The 22,924-nt window shown below is 66.7% G+C and carries 20 protein-coding genes and 1 tRNA gene; 14 read left to right on the top strand and 7 right to left on the bottom strand.

Annotated features, from left to right (window positions below; translation table 11 throughout):
- Positions 1–275 precede the first annotated feature (275 nt).
- The 5 genes from AC3WMA_RS19840 to AC3WMA_RS19820 all read left to right on the top strand — a co-directional run bounded on the left by AC3WMA_RS19840 (position 276) and on the right by AC3WMA_RS19820 (position 6,019).
- Positions 276–1,352: a DMT family transporter gene (locus AC3WMA_RS19840; RefSeq protein WP_492287056.1), complete on the top strand. Its 1,077-nt coding sequence runs from the start codon at positions 276–278 to the stop codon at positions 1,350–1,352.
- 113 nt (positions 1,353–1,465) lie between these two features.
- Positions 1,466–2,509, top strand: a complete 1,044-nt coding sequence (locus AC3WMA_RS19835) for a GMP reductase (protein ID WP_492287055.1) — start codon at positions 1,466–1,468, stop codon at positions 2,507–2,509.
- A gap of 153 nt (positions 2,510–2,662) precedes the next feature.
- Positions 2,663–3,694 (top strand): amino acid ABC transporter substrate-binding protein, encoded by a 1,032-nt coding sequence (locus AC3WMA_RS19830; protein ID WP_492287054.1) that lies wholly within the window; start codon positions 2,663–2,665, stop codon positions 3,692–3,694.
- A 121-nt stretch (positions 3,695–3,815) separates the two neighbouring features.
- Positions 3,816–4,979 carry an amino acid ABC transporter permease gene (locus AC3WMA_RS19825; protein WP_492287053.1) on the top strand — a complete coding sequence of 388 codons (1,164 nt, stop codon included), beginning with the start codon at positions 3,816–3,818 and terminating at the stop codon, positions 4,977–4,979.
- Positions 4,976–6,019 (top strand): amino acid ABC transporter permease, encoded by a 1,044-nt coding sequence (locus tag AC3WMA_RS19820; protein WP_492287052.1) that lies wholly within the window; start codon positions 4,976–4,978, stop codon positions 6,017–6,019. The genes AC3WMA_RS19825 and AC3WMA_RS19820 overlap by 4 nt, the downstream gene beginning before the upstream one ends.
- A 183-nt stretch (positions 6,020–6,202) precedes the next feature.
- Here the strand turns inward: AC3WMA_RS19820 and AC3WMA_RS19815 are convergent, their stop codons facing one another.
- A complete protein-coding gene (locus tag AC3WMA_RS19815) occupies positions 6,203–6,751 on the bottom strand; it encodes a GcrA family cell cycle regulator (RefSeq protein WP_492287051.1) in 549 nt (182 codons plus the stop codon).
- A gap of 544 nt (positions 6,752–7,295) precedes the next feature.
- Between AC3WMA_RS19815 and AC3WMA_RS19810 the strand changes: the two genes are divergently transcribed.
- The 3 genes from AC3WMA_RS19810 to AC3WMA_RS19800 are packed head-to-tail and all read left to right on the top strand — an operon-like array spanning position 7,296 to position 10,488.
- Positions 7,296–8,516: an aspartate aminotransferase family protein gene (locus AC3WMA_RS19810; protein WP_492287050.1), complete on the top strand. Its 1,221-nt coding sequence runs from the start codon at positions 7,296–7,298 to the stop codon at positions 8,514–8,516.
- Between the two features lie 41 nt (positions 8,517–8,557).
- On the top strand, positions 8,558–9,481 hold the full coding sequence (argF, locus tag AC3WMA_RS19805; RefSeq protein WP_492287049.1) for an ornithine carbamoyltransferase: 924 nt from the start codon (positions 8,558–8,560) through the stop codon (positions 9,479–9,481).
- On the top strand, positions 9,481–10,488 hold the full coding sequence (locus AC3WMA_RS19800) for an Hsp33 family molecular chaperone (protein ID WP_492287048.1): 1,008 nt from the start codon (positions 9,481–9,483) through the stop codon (positions 10,486–10,488). The genes argF and AC3WMA_RS19800 overlap by 1 nt, the downstream gene beginning before the upstream one ends.
- A gap of 114 nt (positions 10,489–10,602) precedes the next feature.
- Here AC3WMA_RS19800 and argE read toward each other — a convergent pair whose 3' ends face one another.
- Both argE and apaG read right to left on the bottom strand, forming a co-directional pair.
- Positions 10,603–11,781: an acetylornithine deacetylase gene (argE, locus tag AC3WMA_RS19795; protein WP_492287047.1), complete on the bottom strand. Its 1,179-nt coding sequence runs from the start codon at positions 11,779–11,781 to the stop codon at positions 10,603–10,605.
- Positions 11,778–12,170: a Co2+/Mg2+ efflux protein ApaG gene (apaG, locus tag AC3WMA_RS19790; protein ID WP_257733099.1), complete on the bottom strand. Its 393-nt coding sequence runs from the start codon at positions 12,168–12,170 to the stop codon at positions 11,778–11,780. Before apaG ends, argE begins: the two co-directional genes overlap by 4 nt.
- A 195-nt stretch (positions 12,171–12,365) precedes the next feature.
- Between apaG and AC3WMA_RS19785 the strand changes: the two genes are divergently transcribed.
- On the top strand, positions 12,366–13,454 hold the full coding sequence (locus AC3WMA_RS19785) for a 2'-deoxycytidine 5'-triphosphate deaminase (RefSeq protein ID WP_492287046.1): 1,089 nt from the start codon (positions 12,366–12,368) through the stop codon (positions 13,452–13,454).
- Positions 13,455–13,568: 114 nt separating this feature from the next.
- Positions 13,569–13,643, top strand: a tRNA-Gly gene (locus AC3WMA_RS19780).
- Positions 13,644–13,657: 14 nt separating this feature from the next.
- Here AC3WMA_RS19780 and AC3WMA_RS19775 read toward each other — a convergent pair.
- Together AC3WMA_RS19775 and AC3WMA_RS19770 are read right to left on the bottom strand one after the other, a co-directional pair.
- The gene (locus tag AC3WMA_RS19775; RefSeq protein ID WP_492287045.1) at positions 13,658–13,990 is read right to left on the bottom strand and encodes a hypothetical protein; all 333 of its coding nucleotides are present in this window, start codon (positions 13,988–13,990) and stop codon (positions 13,658–13,660) included.
- A gap of 94 nt (positions 13,991–14,084) precedes the next feature.
- The gene (locus AC3WMA_RS19770; protein ID WP_492287044.1) at positions 14,085–15,902 is read right to left on the bottom strand and encodes a methyl-accepting chemotaxis protein; all 1,818 of its coding nucleotides are present in this window, start codon (positions 15,900–15,902) and stop codon (positions 14,085–14,087) included.
- 428 nt (positions 15,903–16,330) lie between these two features.
- Between AC3WMA_RS19770 and AC3WMA_RS19765 the strand changes: the two genes are divergently transcribed.
- The 4 genes from AC3WMA_RS19765 (at position 16,331) to AC3WMA_RS19750 (ending at position 20,295) form a co-directional block, all read left to right on the top strand.
- Positions 16,331–17,593, top strand: coding sequence for a GGDEF domain-containing protein (locus tag AC3WMA_RS19765; protein WP_492287043.1), 1,263 nt, complete (start codon positions 16,331–16,333; stop codon positions 17,591–17,593).
- Between the two features lie 130 nt (positions 17,594–17,723).
- Positions 17,724–18,173 carry a hypothetical protein gene (locus AC3WMA_RS19760; protein WP_492287042.1) on the top strand — a complete coding sequence of 150 codons (450 nt, stop codon included), beginning with the start codon at positions 17,724–17,726 and terminating at the stop codon, positions 18,171–18,173.
- A gap of 201 nt (positions 18,174–18,374) precedes the next feature.
- Positions 18,375–19,373 (top strand): MraY family glycosyltransferase, encoded by a 999-nt coding sequence (locus tag AC3WMA_RS19755; protein WP_492287109.1) that lies wholly within the window; start codon positions 18,375–18,377, stop codon positions 19,371–19,373.
- Positions 19,366–20,295, top strand: coding sequence for an NAD-dependent epimerase/dehydratase family protein (locus AC3WMA_RS19750; RefSeq protein WP_492287041.1), 930 nt, complete (start codon positions 19,366–19,368; stop codon positions 20,293–20,295). Before AC3WMA_RS19755 ends, AC3WMA_RS19750 begins: the two co-directional genes overlap by 8 nt.
- On the opposite strand, the gene AC3WMA_RS19745 is transcribed toward AC3WMA_RS19750, so the two are convergent.
- Positions 20,219–22,174: an SDR family NAD(P)-dependent oxidoreductase gene (locus AC3WMA_RS19745; protein ID WP_492287108.1), complete on the bottom strand. Its 1,956-nt coding sequence runs from the start codon at positions 22,172–22,174 to the stop codon at positions 20,219–20,221. The two genes, AC3WMA_RS19750 and AC3WMA_RS19745, sit on opposite strands and share 77 nt — an antisense overlap.
- Positions 22,175–22,289: 115 nt before the next feature.
- On the bottom strand, positions 22,290–22,886 hold the full coding sequence (locus tag AC3WMA_RS19740) for a TetR/AcrR family transcriptional regulator (RefSeq protein ID WP_492287040.1): 597 nt from the start codon (positions 22,884–22,886) through the stop codon (positions 22,290–22,292).
- Positions 22,887–22,924 lie beyond the last annotated feature (38 nt).

Raw genomic sequence — 22,924 nt, 5'->3', positions numbered from 1 at the left:
GCCGCATGCGCCGGTCGGGTTGGCTTCCGCAGCGCGGCGGCAGGGATATGGGCGGTCTTGAAGCGTCAAGCGGCAGGTCCCTCTCGGGCTCGTCCTAGAATCTGTTCGCGTCCTTGCACAGCCCGCGCCGGGTATGCCGCCCCTGCGCGTCGCGCGGCCGGGACAATGCGGCCATGTGACTTTGTCATTGGCCGAATTGCCGCGTTTCCTCAATGATTTGCATCAGGGAATGAAATGCCGGGCCGGTCATCGGCCGCGACCACTGGTTGAGGGTGATGAGCGAGGATCGGCAGTCCGGCCGTCAGGAGCGGCCGGGTCTAGAGGGCGAAGTCCCGGCGTGGCATGAGCCGGCCGCTTCCGCTCCTCCCGAGTCTGGATCGCATTCCTCCGTTCCGATCGTCGAGGCTGCACCGCCGAGCGGTTCGAGCGAGGGCTGGATCGCGAACCGCCGCGGTCGCTTGCGCTATTGGTGGCGCGGCGCGAGCCCGAATCTGCGCGGCTCGGTGTTCATGTTCGCCTCCATGCTCGTCTACGCGGTGATGGTCGCCGGCATCAAGCATGTCGGGCAGGGCATCCCGCTGGTGCAGATCCTGCTGATCCGGCAGGTTATCATGACCGCGATCCTGCTGCTCTTCGCCGCCGGCAGCCTGCGACTGGCGCTGCATACCGATCGGCTCGGCCTGCAAATCTTCCGCAGCGTGGTCACATTGCTCTCCATGCTTTGCGGCTTCACGGCGGTCGTCAAAATCCCGCTCGCCCAGGCGACCGCGATCGGCTTCAGCCAGGTGCTCTTTGTCACCATCGCGGCGGTGCTCGTCCTCAAGGAAGTCGTCGACGGCCGGCGCTGGGCCGCGACGGTGATCGGCTTCGTCGGCGTGCTGATCATGCTGCGCCCGAGCTCGGAGGGACTGGACATCTACGCCCTGCTCGCGGTCGCCGGTGCGGTCTGCGGCGCCGCGATCACGGTCAGCGTCCGCAAGCTCGCGGCGAGCGAGCGCACCGATACGATCCTGCTCTACCAGGGCATGGTGCTGATCGTGCTTCTGGCCGTGCCGACCTTGCTCTGGTGGCAGACGCCGACACCCAACCAGTGGTTCTGGCTGATCACGCTCAGCCTGTTCGGCACGGCCGGGCAATGGCTGATCACCCGTGCCTATCAGGTCGGCGAGGCGGCGGCGCTGGCGCCGCTCGATTTCAGCCGCCTGCTGCTGGCGAGCTTCACCGGCTTCGTCTTCTTCGCCGAGATTCCGGCGCTCACCACCTGGGCGGGGGCGGCCATCGTGATCGGCGCGACGCTCTACACGATCCGCAAGAACGCCCGCACGGTGGCCCCGCCGCCCGCAACCGCCTGATCGCGCCCGGGATTGCGCCCGCCCCATCGCGGGCGCTATGAATCGGCGCACGCCTCTCCGCATGCGTGCCGCCGGGCCCTCGCCCGGCGACATCGACAGCCAGAGGCCGGATCATGCGCATCGAAAACGACCCGAAGCTCGACTTCCGCGACGTGCTGATTCGCCCGAAGCGCTCGACGCTGGGCAGCCGCGCCGAGGTCGATGTCGAGCGCAGCTTTCGCTTCGCCCATACCGGCAAGGAGTGGAAAGGCTTCCCGCTGATCGCCGCCAACATGGACGTGGTCGGCACGATGGCGATGGCCCGTGCGCTCTTGAAGCACGGCGCCATGGTCGCCCTGCACAAGCATTACAGCGCCGAGCAGCTGATCGCCTTCTTCCGCGAGCCGGGCTCCGCCAATGCCTTCTATTCGCTGGGCACGACCGATTCCGACCATGACAAGCTGAAGGCCGTGCACGCCCAGTCGCCGATCACCAAGATCTGCCTCGACGTCGCGAACGGCTATACCGAGAAATTCGTCGACACGGTCAAGGCGACGCGCTCGGCCTTCCCGGATGCCGCGATCATGGCCGGCAATGTCGTGACCGGCGACATGACCGAGGCGCTGATCCTCGCCGGGGCCGATATCGTCAAGGTCGGCATCGGGCCGGGCTCGGTCTGCACCACCCGCAAGATGACCGGCGTCGGTTATCCGCAGCTCTCCGCCATCATCGAATGCGCCGATGCCGCCCATGGCCTGAAGGGCTTCGTCTGCGGCGATGGCGGGCTCACCGTGCCGGGCGATGTCGCCAAGGCCTATGGCGGCGGCGCCGATTTCGTCATGACGGGCGGCATGCTCGCGGGCCACGACGAATGCGAGGGCGAGATTCGCTACGAGGAGCGGGACGGCAGGAAGGTGCCGGTCGCGATGACCTTCTACGGCATGTCCTCGGACACGGCGATGAACAAGTATTCCGGCGGTGTCGCCAAGTACCGGGCCTCCGAGGGCAAGACCGTCGAGGTGCCCTATCGCGGCCCGGTCGAGGGCACGATGCAGGAACTGATGGGCGGCGTCCGCTCGGCCATGACCTATATCGGCGCCGTCCGCCTGAAGGAGATGCCGAAGCGCACCACCTTCATCATGGTCGGCAGCCAGCTCAACACCATCTTCGGCAATTGAGGATGGTCCGATCTGCCGGCCCCTGACAGGAGCCGGCAGGGGCAACCGGGCTGGCCCTCCACACGCCTTTCGATGCGCTATCGCTTTCCCCGCGCCTGTTGCATAGTCGCCTTGCAACACAGAAAGCCGCCCGACGGCTTCGGGGAGACGGATATGACTTTCAGGATTTTGGGTGCGGCGGCTCTGCTCGCTGCGGGGGCTTCGATGGCGCAGGCGCAGCAGCTGGCGCCGAGCCCGACGCTGGACGCCGTCAAGGCGCGCGGCAATCTCGAATGCGGCGTGCATCTCGGCCTGCCCGGCTTCTCCTTCGCCAATGACAAGGGCGAGTGGAGCGGGCTCGATGTCGATTACTGCAAGGCGCTCGCCGCCGCGGTGCTCGGCGATGCCAACAAGGTGAAATACACCCCGACCTCGGTGCAGCAGCGCTGGCCGATCCTGCAATCGGGCCAGGTCGACGTGCTCTCGCGCAACTCGACCATCACCTTCTCGCGCAACGCGACGCTCGGGCTGAATTTCCAGGGCATCAATTTCTACGAGGGCCAGACCTTCATCGTCCGCAAGTCGGCCAATGCCAAGACGGCGGCCGATCTCGACGGCGCCTCGGTCTGCGTCGCTGCCGGCTCGACCGAGGAGAAGAACGCCGCCGACTGGTTCCGCGAGCGCAACCTCAAGACGACCATCACCAATTTCCAGAAGAACGACGACGCCATCGCCGCCTATGACGCCGGCCGCTGCGACGCCTATACCGCCGGCGTCGGCGCGCTCGCCGGCCAGCGTGCCAAGCTCAAGACCCCCGAGGATCACGTCATCCTGACCCAGCCGATCTCGAACGATCCGCAGGGCCCGGTGACGCGCTGGGGCGACGAGCGCTGGCAGCTGATCGTGCGCTGGGTGCTGAACGGCATGATCGCCGCCGAGGCGCTGGGCGTCACCTCCAAGAACGTCGACGACATGAAAGCGAACTCCAAGAACTCGGAAGTCCGCCGCCTGCTCGGTGCCGAGGGCGGCTTCGGCGCGATGATGGGGCTCTCCAACGACTGGATGTACAACGCCATCAAGCAGGTCGGGAATTACGGCGAGAGCTTCGAGCGTACCGTCGGCATGGGCTCGAGCCTGAAGATGGAGCGCGGCCAGAACCAGCTCTGGACCAAGGGCGGCCTGCTCTTCACCCCGCCCTTCCAGTGAGAGCGGGTTAAGGCTCGTCATGGCCGGGCTTGGCCCGGCCATCTCGGAATCCAGCCCAAGCGTCACGAGATTCCCGGGTCAAGCCCGGGAATGACGTCCGCGAACCTCGATCGAGGTGGTCGTGAGCAGCTTCCTATCCGTCATCAACGACAAGCGCGTCCGCGACTGGTTCTACCAGATCGCCCTGATCCTGCTGCTCGTCGGCCTCACCGTGTTCTTCGTGCGCAATGCTTCGGAGAACATGGTCAAGGCCGGCATCGCCTCGGGCTTCGACTTCCTCTGGCGGACCTCGGGCATCGAGGTGCCCTTCGTCCTGACCGGCTACACCCAGTCCGACGACATCTTCGCCCTGTTCTGGGTCGGCGTCGCCAACACCATGCTGGTGACGGTGATCGCGATCGCGCTGGCGACGCTGCTCGGCTTCGCGCTCGGCATCGCACGCCTGTCCTCGCACTGGCTGCTGTCGACCATCGCCGGCGCCTATATCGAGTTCGTCCGCAACATCCCGCTGCTGTTCTTCGTGCTGTTCTGGTATTTCGGCGTCATCGCCGCCCTGCCGCAGCCACGCCAGAGCATCGGCCTGTTCGGCGTCGCCTTCCTCAACAATCGCGGCCTCACCATCCCGCTGCCGGATGCGCCCGGCAATTTCCGCTGGGCGGCGCTGGCGATCCTCGTTTCCTGGCTCGGCTACTGGCTGGCCAGCGCCTGGGCGCGCCGCCGCAAGGACCGCACCGGGCAGGATGCGCCATTGCTCGCCATCGGTATCGGCCTGATCGTGGTCGTTCCGGCGCTCGCCATCGCCTGGGCGAGCCTCGCTACGCGCTGGGACATTCCCGTGCTGCGCGGCTTCAACTATCGCGGCGGCTTCGTCGTCATCCCTGAATTCGTCGCGCTGCTCGCGGCGCTCGTCACCTATACCGCAGGCTTCATCGCCGAGATCGTGCGCGGCGGCATCGAATCCGTGGCGAAGGGCCAGAGCGAGGCCGCATCGGCGCTGGGCCTGCGGCCGGGCCGAATCTTAAGCCTCGTCGTCATTCCGCAAGCCTTGCGCGTCATGACCCCGCCATTGACCAACCAGTATCTCAACGTGCTCAAGAACTCGTCCTTCGGCGCGGCCATCGCCTATCCAGATGTGGTCAGCCTGTTCATGGGCTCGGCGCTCAACAATACCGGCCAGGCGATCGAGATCATCGCCATGACGCTCGCGGTCTACCTCGTCATCGGTCTTGCCGTTTCGGCGCTGATGAACTGGTACAACGCCCGCATCGCCCTGGTGACGCGATGACCCGCACCTCCTCCCTCTCGATCTGGCGCGAGCGCCTCTTCGGCACGCCCTTCACCGGCTTCACCTCGGTGGTGCTGGTCGCGCTGATCGCCTGGATCGCGATACCGCTGATCCGCTGGGCCGTGATCGATGCGACCTGGATCGGCTCGACGCGCGCCGATTGCGCCCCCGGCGGGGCCTGCTGGGTCTTCATCCGCGCCCGCTTCGGCCAGTTCATGTACGGGCTCTATCCCATCGACCAGCGCTGGCGCGTCGACATTGCAGGACTTCTCGTCCTGGCGGGCGTGCTGTCGGTGGTCTTCGCGCCGCAGCGCTTCAGGCTGAAGCTCGCGCTCGCGCTGCTGATCATCCTGCCGCCGCTCGGCATCTGGCTGCTCTCCGGCGGTTTCGGCTTGCGTCATGTCGAGACGCGCGAATGGGGCGGGCTGACGCTGACCCTGTTCATCTCGATCTATTCGAGCCTGATCGCGATCCCGCTCGGCATCCTCTTCGCGCTCGGCCGGCAGTCGGAACTCAGGATCATCCGCCTGATCAGCGTCATCTTCATCGAGTTCTGGCGCGGCGTGCCGATCATCGCGGTGATCTTCCTGGCGTCGCTGCTGCTGCCGCTGATCCTGCCCGGCGGCATCGGCATCGACCGTCTGGCGCGCGCCGTGATCGGCCTCGGCTTCGTCATCGCCGCTTATATGGCTGAAGCGGTGCGCGGCGGCCTGCAGGCCCTGCCCAAGGGCCAGCGTGAGGCGGCGACCGCGCTCGGCCTCACCTACTGGAAGGCGACCGGCCTGATCGTCCTGCCGCAGGCGCTGCGCATCTCGCTGCCGGCGATGACCAACGAGTTCATCGCGCTGATCAAGAACACGACGCTGGTGCTGGTCGTCTCGATCCTCGACCTGCTCGGCATCGCGCAGGCCTCGCTCGCCGATCCCAACTGGGTCGGCATGAACATGGAGGCCTATGTCTTCTCGGGCGCGATCTACTGGCTGATCTGCTTCGCGCTCTCGCGCTGGAGCCGCTCGCTGGAGAAGAAGCGGAGATTGTGAGAGGTGGCCGTCATTCTCGGGCGAAGCGCAGCGCAGACCCGAGAATCTCTTCCAGGATAAGGCGCTGGTGCCTGCTTTGTCATGAGATGCTCGGGTCAAGCCCGAGCATGACGCACTCTTCCATCGGGCAACAAAAAACCGGCCTTTCGGCCGGTTTTCCTTATTCAATGCTCCGAAGCCTGATCAGGCCCGGACCTTGCTCCGGTCGCGCCGGCGATCGGCGGCGGGCTGGTAGGCGATGCGGGCGTGGTGGCTGCAATAGGGCAGGCCGGTCTGCGAGCGCGCGCCGCAGAAGCGGAACTCGGGGGTCGTCGGGTCGCCCATCGGCCAGCGGCACATATACTCGCGCAGGTCCATGATGGTGACGCGCTCCGAGAACGGGATCACCACGTCCTCGGACGGCAGCGGGGCGGCTTCCACCTCGATCTCCGCCTCGGGGGCGAATTCGGGCGCCAGCGCATGGGCGCCGCGCGTCGGGGTGGCGGCCGCACCGGCCATCGGGTGGCTCGGCGAGCGGGCCGGCGCCTTGCGCGGGGCGTTGTTACGCGGCGCGGCGGGCTGCGCCGCGCTCTTGGCCCGGCCCGAAAGGCCGAGGCGGTGGACCTTGCCGATCACCGCGTTGCGCGTGACGTTCCCCAGCTCGGCGGCGATCTGGCTGGCGCTCAGCCCGTCGCTCCAGAGCTTCTTGAGCTGCTCGACGCGCTCTTCCGTCCATGCTCCGGCTTCGTTCATCCGCATCACCTGTCTTGTCCGGCCGGTCCCTCGCGGGTCCCGCCTTTAAGGGCGCTTCGTGACGGAATCCGGGACCGGCGGCTTTGTCGCAGGGACAAGGCCGTTGCTGCCGCAACAGACGGTACAGGAGGCGCCGCACGAAATGTCGTATCTGACGAAGCCGACCATACAAGCTGCGGTGACTCGCGAACAAGAGTCGGCGAATCCCAATTCGGCTTTTCCCCAGACGATTCGCGATTGAGCGGTCAAGCGAATCCTTTCGGCAACACTGTCCCTGCGGCACTGAATTGACAGCCGCGGCCGCCTTAAGCATATTTATCCACAAGGTGACGCCGCCCCCGATCGGGCGGCGCTTATGTTTGGCGGATCAAGGCCCCGACGATGCGGATGACGGCGCGACGAGAGATCAGGAGCTGGGTGCGACGATAACGTCGTCACCGGGTCTTATCGTGGCTGCATGCCTGCAGCATCTATCCCGGATCGTCGTTCTCCGTTCAGCGCCAATCCGTTTCTCACCCGTCCCCCTCGCGAGGATCTTCGTCTCATGGCTCCCGCCCCTGTTTCCGCCAGCCAGTCCGTGCTTGTACCGACCTATGCCCGCGCCCCCGTCGCCTTCGAGCGCGGCGAAGGCCCCTGGGCGATCACGGCCGACGGCACGCGCTATCTCGATTTCGGCGCCGGCATCGCGGTCAACGCGCTCGGCCACGCCCATCCGCATCTCGTCAAGACGCTGACCGAGCAGGCCGGCAAGATCTGGCACACCTCGAACCTCTATGGCGCGCCGGATGGCGAGCGGCTGGCCCGCCGCCTCTGCGAGGCGACCTTCGCCGAGCGCGTCTTCTTCACCAATTCGGGCGCCGAGGCGAACGAGTGCGCCATCAAGATGGCGCGGAAGTACCATGCCGCGAAGGGCCATCCCGAGCGCTACCGCATCATCACCTTCGAGGGTGCCTTCCACGGCCGGACGCTGGCGACCATCGCCGCCGGCGGCCAGCAGAAATATATCGACGGCTTCGGCCCCAAGGTCGACGGCTTCGACCAGGTGCCCTTCGACGACGAGAAGGCGCTGCGCGCCGCGATCACGCCTGAAACCGCCGCGCTGATGATCGAGCCGATCCAGGGCGAGGGCGGCCTGCGCTCCGTGCCGGCCCGCTTCCTCAAGCTGCTGCGTGAGCTCTGCGACGAGCAGGGCCTGATGCTGATCTTCGACGAGATTCAGACCGGCGTCGGCCGTACCGGCAAGTTCTTCGCCCATGAGCAATACGGGGTTGCGCCCGACATCATGTCGATCGCCAAGGGCATCGGCGGCGGCTTCCCGATGGGCGCCTGCCTCGCGACCGAAGAGGCGGCCTCGGGCATGACGCTCGGCACGCATGGCACCACCTTCGGCGGCAATCCGCTCGCCATGGCGGTCGGCAATGCCGTGCTCGACGTGGTGCTCGCGCCGGGCTTCATCGATCGCGTCAGCCAGATCGCGCTCCGGCTCAAGCAGTCGCTGGCCGAGCTCAAGGACAAGCATCCCGAGGTCATCGCCGAGATCCGCGGCGAGGGCCTGATGCTCGGCCTGAAGCTGCACACGCTCAACACCGATTTCGTCAATGAAGCCCGTGCCCACGGCCTGCTCGTCGTCGGCGCGGGCGACAATGTCGTGCGCCTGCTGCCGCCGCTGATCATCACCGAGGCCGATGTGGTGGAAGCCGTTTCGCGCCTCGACAAGACGGCGGGCGCGATCGAAGCCGCGCTGAAGCGCCCGGCTGCGGAATAAGTTCACCCTCAGACCCCACCAGCGAAGCGAAGGAAGCGCCCGTGACGCGCCATTTCCTCGATCTCTCCGATTTCTCCGGCAGCGAGCTGCGCGCGATCCTGCGCACGGGCGAGGAGATCAAGGCGCGACGCCGTACGCCCGCAGCCGTTGGTGACCGCCTGCTCGAGGGCAAGGTCGTCGCGACCATCTTCGAGCAGCCATCCCTGCGCACCCGCGTCTCCTTCGATGTCGGGATCCGCGAGCTCGGCGGTTCGCCGATGATGGTCGCCGGCCATGAGATCGAGCTCGGCGAGCGCGAAACCATCGCGGACACCGCCCGCGTGCTCTCGCGCTATGTCGACGCGATCATGATCCGCATCCTGGATCATGACTCGCTGGTCGAGATGGCGAAACACGCCACCGTCCCGGTGATCAACGGCCTGACCAAGCGCCAGCATCCCTGCCAGGTCATGGCCGATGTCATGACCTTCGAGCAGCGCAAGGGCGCGATCGAGGGCAAGCGCATCGCCTGGACCGGCGACACCAACAACGTGCTGACCTCCTGGGTCCACGCTGCCGGCCGGCTCGATTTCGAGTTGTCCGTCGCGACGCCCGAGGAGCTGGCGCCGCCGCCGGCCCTGATTGCCTGGGCCAAGAAGCAGGGCGCCCGGATCAAGCTGACCCATCGCCCCGAAGAGGCGGTCGAGGGCGCCGATTGCGTCATCACCGATTGCTGGGTCTCGATGGGCGACGATGATGAAGGCACCCGTCACAACCTGCTGCGGCCCTATCAGGTCGACGACCGGCTGATGGAGCGCGCCGAGAAGGACGCGATCTTCATGCATTGCCTGCCCGCCTCGCGCGGCGAGGAGGTCACGGACGCGATCATGGACGGCCCGCAATCGGCCGTCTTCGACGAGGCCGAGAACCGCCTGCATGCGCAGAAGGGTATCCTCGCCTGGTGCTTCGGCGGAGTGGCGGCCTGATGGCCGTAGACGACACCATCGGCACCGCCGGGCTCGACGACCGGGTCATCCCCTTCGCCGTGCCCGATCTCGACGTGCGCGGCCGCGTCGTGCGGCTGGGCGCCTCGATCGACACGATCCTCGATCGTCATGGCTATCCCGAGCCCGTCTCGCGGGTGCTCGGCGAAGCGGCTGCGCTCACCGTCCTGCTCGGCACGGCGCTGAAATTCGAGGGCCGTTTCCAGCTCCAGACCAAGAGCGACGGCGCCATCCCGATGATGGTGGTCGATTTCAACGCGCCCGACAATTTCCGCGCCGTCGCCCATATCGACGAGGCCAAGCTCGTCGAGGCGATCGCGCTCGACAAGGTCTCGACGGGTGAATTGCTCGGCGAGGGCCATCTCGCCATGACCGTCGATCAGGGCTCGGCCACGACGCGCTACCAGGGCATCGTGCCGCTGAAGCGCCAGAGCCTGGAAGAGGTCGCGCACCAGTATTTTCGCCAGTCCGAGCAGATCCCGACGCGGGTCCGGCTCGGTGTCGGTACCGTCACCATGGGCGGGCGGCCGCAATGGCGCGCCGGCGGCATCCTCGTGCAGTTCATGCCGCATTCGCCGGACCGCCTGCGCGCGGCAGACATCCATCCCGGCGACGTCCCGGAAGGCCACGAGATTCTCGCCAATGCCGATCCTGACGGCATCGCCGACGATGCCTGGGCGGAGGCGCGCTCGCTGGTCGAGACGGTCGAGGATCACGAACTGCTCGACCCGACGCTGGAGAGCGAGCGGCTGCTCTATCGCCTGTTCCACGAGCGCGGCGCCCGCGTCTTCGAGCCGGTCACCGTGCACGAGGCCTGCCGCTGCTCACGCGAGCGCGTGCTCTCGATGCTGCGCGGCTTCGCCCCGGAGGATCGCAGGGCGATGATCGCCGATGATGGCAAGCTCGGCGTCACCTGCGAGTTCTGCTCGCGGCGCTACTCGTTCGATCCGGCCGAGGTCGAGGACGGGCTCTCGGCGGATTCGGAATAGAGCCTTCGTCATTCTCGGGCGCCGCGAACCGGCGACCCGAGAATCTCATGCAGGAAAAGCGCGGGAAGCTCCCTCGTCACGAGATGCTCGGGTCAAGCCCGAGCATGACGCGCTTTACCCCGCCTGGCACTCCGCCATCAGCTTGCGCATGAAGGCCTCGCCGGCCGCCAGTTGCTCCAGCGTGATGTATTCGTCCGGCTGGTGCGCCTGATCGATCGAGCCGGGGCCGCAGACCACGGTCGGAAGTCCCGCCTGCTGGAAATGCCCGGCTTCGGTCGCAAAGGCGACGGCGATCGTATGGTTGCGGCCGGAGAGCCGCATGGCGAGCCGCTCGGCCTCCGAGCCCGGATCGGGCGCCAGTCCCGGCACGTCCGAGGTCATCTGCGTCTCGATGGCCGAACTCGGCGCGGTCGAGCGCATCCGCGCCAGCACCTTGTCGGCCACCTTCGCGAAGCGCGCCGGGCCGGCTTCCGGATCGGAGCTCGGGACCGTCCGGATCTCCCAGAGGATTTCGCTGCGATCGGCCAGGATGTTGCGGGCGATGCCGCCATGGAAGGTGCCGATATGGACGGTGTCATAGGGCGGGTCGAAGCGGCCGCTCGTGTCCGGCCGCTGCTTGGCATCCTCCGCCATATGGTCGAGCTCTGCGGCGAGCAGCGCCCCCGCATGGACGGCGCTGGCGCCGAGCTGCGGCTTGGAGGAATGCGCCGCGAAGCCCTTCACCACGGTCTGGAAGGTCCGCACGCCCTTATGCGCGTCGCAGATGTCGAGCATGGTCGGCTCGCCGACGATGACGGCGCGCGGGCGCGGCAGGGTCTTGCCCATGGCAGCGATGCCGTCGACGACGCCGAGGCAAGTGACCTCCTCGTCATAGGACAGGAAGAGATGGATCGGCGTCTTCAGGTTCGCCGCCAGGAAATCCGGCACCAGGGCCAGCCCCAGCGCCAGAAAGGCCTTCATATCGACGGCGCCACGGCCATAGGCCTTGCCATTCTCGACATGCAGCGTGAACGGGTCGCGGCTCCAGGCCTGTCCCGCCACCGGCACGACATCGGTATGGCCTGAGAGCACGATGCCGCCGCGATCCTGCGGACCGACGGTCGCGAACAGCGCTGCCTTGTCGCCGGTCTCATTCGGGAAACGGACGGAGGAGACGCCCCAGCCGGTTAGGTAATCCTCGACGAAATCGAGCAGGGCGAGGTTGGACTTGTCGCTGACCGTGTCGAAGGCGACGAGGCGGGCGAGCATCTCGAGCGGCGTATAGCGCTGCCCGGCTTGAGCGGAGGCGGTCAATGCAGAACCTTCTTCACATAGGGGGAATCGAGCGGGAAGAGCGGCACTTCGACATCGAAGATCGTGCCGTTCTCGTCCTGCATGGCGTAGAAACCGTGCATCGAACCGTCCGGCGTCGTCAGCGGGCAGCCCGAGGTGTAGTTGAAGCTCTCGCCCGGCCGCAGCACCGGCTGCTTGCCGACGACGCCCTCGCCGCGGACTTCATGCACCTCGCCGCGCCCGTCGGTGATGAACCAGTGCCGGGTCATCAATTGCACGGTCTGCGTCGAGAGATTCACGATCTCGATCGCATAGGCCCAGAAATAGCGGCCCTGCGCATGCGAGGATTCCGCATCCATGAAACTCGGCGCCGCGGTCACACGCACGCCATGCGTCTGGGCCTGATACATCGAAGGCTCCGCCTTGGCCGGTCGCGGCTTCGCCGCTGCTGATGTGTTACCGGCCGGCCGGCGCCAGCGTCAATGCGGCGGTGCGGCGATTCTGGCGTGGACAACCCTATGGGCCGCGCATGCCCGGCATTCGCCATGCTTGGCCTTGGAGGCCTCGTTCGTTAGCTATGACCGATCGTCCCCTGCGGAACGCGCATGCTGACCTTCAAGCCTGGCATCCAGCCCGACAGCTCCATCCGCGCCTTCATCGAGGCCGGTGCGATCACGCTCGCCCGGCCGCCGGCCGAAGGGCAGATCCAGCCGGCGAGCCTCGACCTGCGCCTGGGTGCGCGGGCCTACCGCGTCCGCGCCTCGTTCCTGCCCGGTCCGGAGCGCACCGTTCGCAGCCGGATCGACGATCTCTCGCTCCATGAGATCGACCTGACGCAGGGCGCGGTTCTGGAGACGGACTGCGTCTATATCGCCGAACTGATGGAAGGCCTGCGCCTGCCCAAGGGCCTGCGCGCCGCCGCCAATCCGAAGAGCTCGACCGGCCGGCTCGACGTCTTCACCCGCGTCATCACCGACCGTGCCCGCGAGTTCGATCTGGTTGAGGACGGCTATGAAGGCCCGCTCTTCATCGAGATCTCGCCGCGCACCTTCCCGGTGCTGGTCCGCTCCGGCTCGCGCCTCTCGCAGATCCGCTTCCGCGCCGGCGAGACCCGCCTCGATGACCGCGCGCTCGGTGAGATCCATCAGCGCGAGACGCTGGTCAGCGCGGCCGAGCCCTCCTTCCAGGGCGGTGTTGCCGTCAGCGTCGATCTCTCCGGCTTCGACGGCCTGCTCGGCTATCGCGGCAAGCATCACACGGCGTTGATCGATGTCGACCGCGTCGGCGCCTACCGGCCCGCTGATTTCTGGGAGCCGATCCACAATGACGGCTCGGGCAGCATGATCCTCGATCCCGGCCAGTTCTACATTCTCGCTTCGAAGGAAGCGGTGCATGTCCCGCCGGACTATGCTGCCGAGATGACGCCCTTCGACGCGCTGGTCGGTGAGTTCCGCGTCCATTATGCCGGCTTCTTCGATCCCGGCTTCGGCCATCGCGCCGCCGGTGGCCAGGGCGCCCGGGCCGTGCTCGAGGTCCGCTCCCGCGACGTGCCCTTCATCATCGAGGACGGTCAGATCGTCGGGCGTCTGGTTTATGAGACGATGGCGGCGAGGCCGGAAGCGCTCTACGGCGCCGATCTCAAGTCGAACTATCAGGGCCAGGCCCTGAAGCTCTCCAAGCACTTCAAGGGCTGAGCGGATACCCGCTCCGTCTTCCCGCGATCGCCCGCGATTCCCGGATGACACCTGGGCCCGGACCCGCTATGAACGCGGGCCTGCCGCGCGTTGCTTCGCCAGCGTGAAGGGCATGCGGGCGTAGTTCAGTGGTAGAACGTCAGCTTCCCAAGCTGAATGTCGTCGGTTCGATCCCGATCGCCCGCTCCAAACTCTTTGAAAATTCAGCTTGTTGTCGTGCCGTGGCCTGTGGGTGACGGCGTGGTCGTGGCCGCCATGGCCTGTGCCGCTTTCGCGCCGTCGATCACGATCGGCGTCCAGCCGCGCTCCGGTGATTTCAGCCAGTCGGCGATATGCTCGAAGATGATGCGCTGGAAGGGCTGGATCGGCTGGCCGCTCTGCTCGGCAATGTCGATGATCCGGCCGAGTTCATCGACGAAGTCGCGCCTGATCTCGCTGCCGAGTCGGTTCTCCAGATGCTTGAACAGGATGCCGAACAGGCTGATCTGGGCGCTGGCCAGCCCGGCGATGCAGGTGCTGAGGTCATCTTGCTTCATGGTGTGGGTCTCGTCATGGCCGGGGGCATGCCGTCGCTATCGTGGCGTCGCGGCATGCTCCTTGATCGAAGGGAACAGGGCTCGGCGGCGGAGGTCAGAACTCCGACCAGTCGCCGTGGCCGCCGTTCATCGCGCGCAGAACCTTGCGCTGCAGCCGGGCGGGAGCGGTGGGGGCCGGCTCGGCATCCTCCGGGGCTGGCCGCGTGAAGGCGACCGCACCGGCCCTGTCGCTCAGCCGGTCCAGCGGGATCTGGAACGAGGTGACGAGCGTCTGGAGGCGCTTGGCCGAATCCTCCAGCGTGCCGGCGATCCCGTGGCTCTGCTCGACCATCGTGGCGTTCTGCTGCGTCATCTCGTCGAGATGGGCGACGACCTTGGCGACCTCCTCGATCCCGTTCGCCTGCTCGTGCGAGGCGGTCGAAATGTCGGCCAGCGCGTCGGAGACCTGTCGCGACGACTGCACGATCTCGGTCAGCGCGGTGCCGGCTTCCTGGACCAGCTTCACGCCGGCCGAGACCTCCTCGGCCGAGTCCGTGATCAGCTTCTTGATGTCGTTGGCCGAATCGCTGGAGCGCTGCGCCAGGGCCCGCACCTCCGAGGCCACGACGGCGAAGCCGCGGCCCGCCTCACCGGCTCGCGCCGCCTCGACGGCTGCGTTGAGCGCCAGCAGATTGGTCTGGAAGGCGATCGTGTCGATGACGTTGATGATCTCGGCGATATTGGCGGAGGCGCGCTCGATGCGCTCCATCGCGGCGATGGCCGCGGTCACGATGTCACCGCCCCGATTGGCGATGGCATTGGCGGTCTCGCCGAGGACGGTCGCATCCTGCGCCCGTGCCGCGCTCTGCTTCACCGATGCGGCGAGTTCCTCGGTCGTCGCTGCCGTCTCCTCAAGGCTGCTTGCCTGTTCCTCGGTCCGCTGCGCGAGGTTGCGGCTGTCCCGGTTGATCGCGGATGAGCCCCTGGCGAGCGTGTCCGAGATATCGGCCGTCGTCGTGACGACCTCGCACAATGTCTCGATCAGCGCGTTCACGCCCTCGCAGAGATTGCGCAGGTCGCCGGCCTTGCCGGTCATCTCGATGCGCGGATTGAGGTTCTTCTGCTTGGCTGCCGCGACGACCTGCAGCGTTTCCGCGACCGCGCGCTGGAGGGCTTCCTGCTCGCGGCGGCGGTCCGTGATGTCGGACGCGAATTTCACGACCTTGAACGGCTGGCCGGCCGAGTCGAGGATCGGATTGTAGGTGGCCTGGATCCAGATCCGGCGCCCGTCCTTGCCGATCCGCAGATACTGGCCTTCATCGTATTCGCCGCGGCTAAGCTTGGCCCAGAAGCGCTTGTAGTCCTCCGAGCTGTTCTGTTCCGGGGCGACGAACAGCCGGTGATGCTGGCCCCTGATCTCGTCGAGGCGATAGCCGACGGCGGCGAGGAAGTTCTCGTTGGCGTCGAGGATGGTGCCGTCGAGGGCGAACTCGATGACGGCCTGCGACTTCCGGATCGCGGCGATCTGCGCCTCGGAATTGGCGATCTCGGCCTTCTGCGCCGTGATGTCGGTGGCGAATTTCACGATCTTGACCGGCTTGCCGCCGCGCCCCAGCACCGGCGCATAGATCGCCTGCAACCAGAGCGGCGCGCCGTCCTTGCCGATGCGCAGGAACTGGCCCTCCTGCGGCTCTCCCTGGCGCAGCGCGTTCCAGAAGGCCTTGTAGTCGGGCGCTTCCGCCAGGTTCCGAGGCAGGAAGATCGCATGCTGGCGCCCGGTGATCTCCGCCAGCTGGTAACCGGTTGCCGCAAGGAAATTGGCATTGGCGAAGAGGATCTTGCCTTGGGTGTCGAACTCGATCACCGCCTGAGACCGATGGATCGCATCGATCTGTGCGGAAGCGTTGTCACTGCTGAAGAGGTTGAAGGCCATTGTTCGTCCCTGACGCGATGCGACGTAGGGCAGAAAAGCTCTGGCCAAGTTAAATAACGAGCCGGCGCGTCAAATCAGGTGATCAACGGTTTCTTAACCAAGGTGAACACCCGGGTTGAGATTAACGAATCATCGAGGATTTTTGCGGATTTGAGGCCGTTATTCTGGGAACCATGAGCGCTTTCTGGGAGATGGCGGCAGCGGCGAGTTAACGTGTTAAGAGGTGTAAACGCCATATTAACGCGCTGGACATAGTTTTGTTGTCGTTTGATAACTATAAGATACTATCGATCGTCGTCATCAGGAGCATCTATTCTGCCGGATAAGGTGAAATGCTGAGCGCAGCGCTCTGGGAAGACGAAGATTTCACGCAACTGAAGGTTGAGATTTCAACTTTGAGCGGTAATGTTCCACCGTCAGTGCGCGCTATGGTGGCAAGTACCGTCAAGCACTTCGCGGTGGAGTTGGTGGACGATCTCTGGCTGGATCTCGCTCGCCATGCGCGGGTCCAGGCCCTGTTCGACGACGATGTCATCGCCGGTCGGTTTCGGGGCGCCCTGTCGCAATGGCTCGTCGATGTCTTTCCGAAGGACGCGATCGACGCGACGGCCTTCCTCATGCGCCAGTCCGAAATCGGATCGACCCATGCCCGCATCCAGATTCCGACGGCGCTGAGCATGCTCGCGGCGCGGGTGCTCAAGCGCGGCATCTACAACAGCCTCAAGCATACGCGGCTGTCCCGCGACGAGTTCGTCCAGGCGGCGCTTTACGTCTCCGGGGTCATCGATGTCGCGGCTGCCGCAATCGCCGCCGCCCATATCAGCGGGCTCGACCGCAACCTGCGGGCAGAGGAAGCGCTGCGCCAGGTCTCGATAGATCACGACTTCCGCGCCGAGCGGGAGAAGCAGAAGGCCTCGCTCGCCGAATGGGCGCAGGCCGTCTTCTTCGGCTCGCATATCGTTGGCGAAGCCGATGGCTCGTTGCCGTTGAGCCGGTCCGAGTTCGGCCTCTGGTTCTCCCACCGGGCGAACCTGCTGTTCGGCCGCTCCGCCGAATATGCGTCGATCGCCCTTCTCGTCGCCGAGGCCGACGAGCATGCCCGGCAATTGCGTGACAGTGGTGAGGCGGCCCTCAGCCAGGGCCATCTCCGGGAGATCAGGCAGATCGTCAGCCAGATCAACAATCTCCTGAGCGTCCTGTTCAGCCATTCCTTCGACGTGGGCAGCGCCCGGGATCCGCTGTCGCGCCTGCTGAACCGGCGCTATCTCCGGGCCGCGATCTCCCGCGAGGTCGCCTTGCGGCGGCGGACGAGCCGGCCCTTCTCGATGATCATGCTCGAGATCTCGCAATTCGACGGCTTGCGGGCGCGCCTCGGCGAAGGCGGTGCCGACACGGTCGTCCAGCAGACGGCGGCCATGCTGCTCAACGCGGCGCGGTCGAGCGATACGGTTTTCAGCATGGGCCGCGAGACCTTCCTGATCATTCGCGTCGGGACCGATGCAAGGGAGGCGGCGGTGTTTGCCCGCAGCATCGTCGAGAGCTACGCGGCGACTCATTTCTCGATCGACGGCCAGACGGTGCTTCAGAACAGCCTGAATGTCGGCGTCATCGAATATGACGGCCACCCCGACCCGCGCCGCCTCGTCGACCAGGTTGCCAACGCCCTGCGCAACGAGAAGAGCGGCAGCTGACCGGCCCTCTGCCGCGCCTCGCGACCGGCGGGGACATGGCAATCCTGCGATCCCGCTCATGCCGCGGGATCGAATCCGCGTTTCGCGGGTTGATGCCGCGACGCCGCCAATTCGGCGCAAGGAGCAGGATATGATCACGATCAGGCAGACAGCCACCACCATCGCCGCCGTTCTGATGCTGGCTTCGCCGGCCATGGCGCAACAGCGCTCGCTCGGCCCCTCGACGGGGACCGTGCGCCTCGAGCAGGTCCAGGCCGGCTTCATCGCCTCCGGCGAGGCGGGTGGCGGGACCTTGCGCTACCAGGGCCGATCTTACCCGATCACGGTCGGCGGCCTCGGCATCGGCTCGATCGGCGCCTCGCGCTCGGTCGCCTCGGGCACGGTCTATGGCCTGCGCCGCGTCTCCGACTTTGCCGGACCTTATGTCCAGCTCAAGGAAGGCTGGGCCGTGGGCGCGGCCGGCCGCGGCACGACATGGCTGCGCAACGACAAGGGTGTGACGCTCAAGCTCGCCACCCGCCGCCAGGGGCTCCAGCTCCAGCTCGGCGCCGATGGCGTGCTGATCGGCTTCCGTAACTAGAGCATTTTCGAGCGAAGCGGACACCGGCTCGCGGAAAGAAAACGTGTTAAAACAAAGACCTGGAGCAATTCCACTATTCGGAGAATTGAGGAATTGCTCTAGCCCGGAGCCGCTTCGCGCGGATAAGCCAGGCTAGCCTCTAGGCTTTTGCATTGCCTCGACTATGGTGCGGGCACTTTGGAAAACGTGCTCCACCCCCTGATGATCTGTGCCGCCGCCGCCGTTCTGGCGGCGGTGCTCTGCGTGGCCTTGCGCCCGCTTCTCCTGCGCTATGCCCTGGCGCGGCCGAATGCCCGGTCCAGCCACAAGGTCCCGACCCCGCAGGGCGGCGGCATCGCCGTGCTGGCCGGAGCTTTCATCGCGCTGGGCGCGGCGCTCTGGCTCGCGCCGGTCGAGGGCGAGGCGACCCGTGCCGTGCTGGTGCTGGTGCTGGCCGTGACGGGGCTCGGCATCGTCGGCGCCTGGGACGACATCCGGCCGTTGCCGGCGGGCATCCGGCTCGTGCTGCAGGCGGCTTGCGTCGGCTTCGTGCTGTTTCGTGCCGCGCCGGAGCTGCGCCTCTTTCCCGAATTCCTGCCCTTGGCGGTCGAGCGCGCGATCGCGCTTCTGGCAGGCGTGTGGTTCGTCAATCTCGTCAATTTCATGGATGGGCTCGACTGGATAACCGTCGCCGGCATCGTGCCATTGACGGCCGCGCTGGCGTTCGCCGGCATGGCCGGTGCGATCGATCCGGTAACGGGCTGGCTTGCCGCCGCGCTCTGCGGCGGCCTCCTCGGCTTTGCGCCCTTCAACCGGCCGGTTGCGCGCCTCTTCCTCGGCGATGTCGGCTCGCTGCCGATCGGGCTCGCCACCGCCTATCTGCTCTATCGCCTGGCTGGGGAAGGTGCCTTCGCCGCCGCCCTGATCCTGCCGCTCTATCACATCAGTGACGCGACCATCACGCTGCTGCGCCGCCTCGCGCGCGGTGAGAAGGTTTGGGAGGCGCATCGCTCGCATTTCTACCAGCAGGCGACGACGAACGGCTTCAGCGTGATCGCAGTGGTCGGCCGCGTCGCCCTGCTCAATCTCGCGCTGGCCGTGATCGCCGGTGTTTCATTGGCCTGGCCGGCGCTCCCGGTCCAGTTCGCTTGCCTGGCAGCGGCGGCCTTGCTCACCGGCCTGCTGCTGCGCCGCTTCGCGACCGGTCCGCGCCATGGCTGAGGAACGCATCCTCGTCACTGGCGCGAGCGGCTTCGTCGGGCCGCATGTCGTCGCGGCGTTGATCCAGGCCGGCTATCGCCCGCGCCTCGCCCAGCGCAGCCCAGGGCCTGTCCCGGCCGGCGCGGAGGCGGTCGTGACCGGCGATCTCTCGGCGCCCGTCGACTGGCGCGCCGCGCTGGAGGGCGTCGACCATGTCGTGCACATGGCTGGCCTCGCCCATGCCGGACCGGGGCTCGACGAGGCGCTCTATCGCCGCATCAACACCGAGGCGACGCTGGAGCTCGCCCGGGCCGCCGAAGCGGCCGGCGCTCGCCGTTTCGTCTACCTTTCATCGATCAAGGCGCTGACCGACGCCTTCGACGGCCCGCCTTTGCGTGAGGATGGGCAGCCCGCGCCCGGCGACGCCTATGGCCGCTCCAAGCTCGCGGCGGAGCAAGGCCTTGCCGCCCTCGATCTCGATTGGGTCGCGCTGCGCCCTGTCCTGATCTACGGGCCCGGCGTGAAAGCCAATATGGCGGCTCTGCTCAAGCTGGCGCGCTTGCCTGTGCCGCTGCCTCTGGGTGGGTTGCAGGCGCCGCGCTCGCTGCTGGCCGTCGGGAATCTCGCCAGCGCCATCCGGTTCGCGCTGACGCCGGCCTGTCCGGCGCGAAAAAGCTATGCGTTGTCCGACCCCGAGCCCATCAGCGTCGCCGACATGCTCGTGGCGATGCGCTCGGGGCTGGGCCGCGGTCCCGGTCTGTTGCCCGTCCCTAAACTCTGGCTGCGCCGGCTGGCGCGCCTCGCAGGCCGCGAGGAGACATTCCTGAAGCTGGCGGGAAGCGTCGTCGCCCGGCCGGAGCGCCTGCTCAGTGCTGGCTGGCAGCCGCAGGCAGAGACGAAGACGGCGCTGGCACAGCTGGCTGCTGCGAGTCGCGCCGGCTGAAATCCGGGATCGCTTCGTCGAGCACGGCATTGGCCGCACCCTGGTCATTGGCCTTCACGGCGGCCTGGAGCTGCGTCAGCCAGGCCTCGATCCGGTCACGGCCGGCGAAGATCGGCTTGGCGGCCATGATGCCGTCGAGCCCGGTTTCCGCCATCGGCTCGTCGCGCGCGAACAGGATCTCGTTCAGGCGCTCGCCTGGCCGGACGCCGGAGACGACGATCTCGATATCCTCGCCCGGCTCGAAGCCGGCGAGGCGGATCATCCGCTCGGCCAGGTCCATGATCCGCATCGGCTGGCCCATCTTGAGCACATAGACGGCCGCCCGCTCGGCTTCGGCGTCGCTTGCGCGTGCATGGGAGGCCGCGGTCAGCACGAGGTCGCAGGCCTCGCGGATCGTCATGAAATAGCGGATCATGTCGGGGCTGGTCACCGTGACCGGCCCGCCACGGGCGATCTGCGCCTTGAACTTCGGTACCACCGAGCCGGCCGAGCCCAGCACATTGCCGAAGCGCACCGCGACGAGGCGAATGCCGGAATCGGCGGCGACGAGCTCGGCATCGCGCGACTGCGCATAGATTTCGGCGAAGCGCTTGGTCGCGCCCAGCATCGAGACGGGCTCGATCGCCTTGTCGGTCGAGATCATCACGAAGGTCTGGGCACCGGCCGCGACGGCGGCGTCGATGACGTTCACCGAGCCGAAGATATTGGTCTTGATGCCCTCGCTCCAGTCGGCCTCCAGATAGGGCACATGCTTCAGCGCCGCGGCATGGACGACGATGTCGGGCTTGAAACCGGCGAAGAGCGGCATGATCCGCTCGCGGTCGCGCACATCGGCCAGCACGCCGGAGACGGCGGTGTCCGGCGCCTGCACCGAGAGCTGCTCGCTGATCTGGAACAGGGCCGGTTCCGAGCTCTCGACGACGAGCAGCTCGGCCGCGCCGAAGGCTGCGCAGCGCAGGCAGATCTCGGAGCCGATCGAGCCGCCGCCGCCGGTGACGATGACGCGCTTGCCCTTCAGGAAGGAACCGAGTCGCTCGCGATCGATCGCGACGGTCGAGCGCACCAGCAGGTCCTCGATTTCGAGCGGCGCGACTTCGGTGTCGCGCACGCCCTCGCCGAGGCTGTCGATGCGCGAGATCGGCAAGGCGAGCTTGCGCGTGCGCGCCAGCCATTTCTCCGGCTGCGCCTCCGGCAGCAGGGCCGATGGGGTGGCGACGATGCGGCGGAAGGCCTCTCCGCGCTCGATCGCCTCGCCGGCGATCCGCTCGATATCCCCGAGCAGGCCGAGCACCGGCACGCCGCGGATCGACTGGCCGAGATCGTCAGGGCGCGGCGACAGGATGCCGGCGGGCCTGAGCCGCCGCATCGTGCCGGCTTCCATGGCGCGGATCACCATCTCGATCTCGACGCCGCGCCCGAGCAGCAGCGCCGGCAGGTTCGCCTCGCGGACCGCGCTGGTGCGGGAGCGTGCATATTTGAAATAGCGATAGGCCAGCCGCGGCCCGCCGAGCAGGGCGACCTGCACGAGCCAGTAGAGCGCGATCGAGATCTTGCCGAAATAGAAGGCGCCGTAGAAATTCGGCGCAACCAGCACATAGTCGACTGCGAGCAGCGATACCGTCAGGACGGAGACCGCCTTCACGATGTTCGAGAGGTCGGGCAGCGAGGCGAAGCGCCATTTCGAGCGGTAGAGCGAGAACAGCCAGTAGATCAGCCCGGCATAGGCCACGAAGAAGGGCAGGAAGCGCGGCAGGTAGCGCAGATGCTCGACGAGCTGCGCGCCCTCGAAGCGGACGACGAAGACGAGCCAGATCGCCAGCGCCGTGACCGCGAGGTCATGCAGGATGACGGCGAGCTTCTTGAGATTCTGTTTGGGCAGGATGGCCATGTCCGCGCGGTATCCCGCTCCCTCGGCGGCTTGTCAACGCGCTGGAGCATCGGCCCGAAAGGGGAAGCGCGGTTTTCGGCGCAGCCGATACGCGGCGCCGGGCCGCTCAGCGGGCCTGGGGTTTGGCTTCGAGCGCGCCGAGCACGAAGGCGATCATCTCGTCCGGCGTCGGACCGGGAATGCATTCGCATTGCGTGATCAGCAGCGGATGCATGAAGCGGATCATCGCCGTGCGGATGCAGCCGGTGGCGTGCGCCGGCTCCATCGGCCGGAACTCGCCGCGCGCGATGCCGTCGGCGACGACGCGGCGCAGCACGACATCGAAGCGCTCGATATGGGCGATGATCGCGTCCCAGCTTTCCTCCATCGCGGCGCAGACCATTTCCTGCATCCGGGCGTGGCCGGCGAAGCGCGCGGCGTTGAGGCGATAGGATGTCGCGAGGATGTCGCGCAGGCGCTCGGCCGCAGGCCGGTCCTCATCGGCGATTGTGGCGATCGCCTCTTCCTGCTCGCGCTTGTAGCGCTCCAGCACGGCCTCGTTGATCGACTTCTTCGAATCGAAGAAACGATAGACGTTGGCGGGGCTCATCCGCAGGGATTTGGCGATGTCCGCCACAGTCGTCTTCTGATACCCGATGTCGCGGAAGAAGCGCTCGGCGGTGTCGACGATGATCTGCCTGGTATCGCGTTCGGGATTGCTCACGGCGCCGTTGGCTGGGTTTGTTTTAAACGAAAGCGGTG

It is taken from the genome of Allobosea sp. FW305-C-101 (assembly GCF_058783685.1).
The sequence above is the reverse complement of the archived record's forward strand: the minus strand, read 5'-3'. Positions and strand labels throughout refer to the sequence as shown.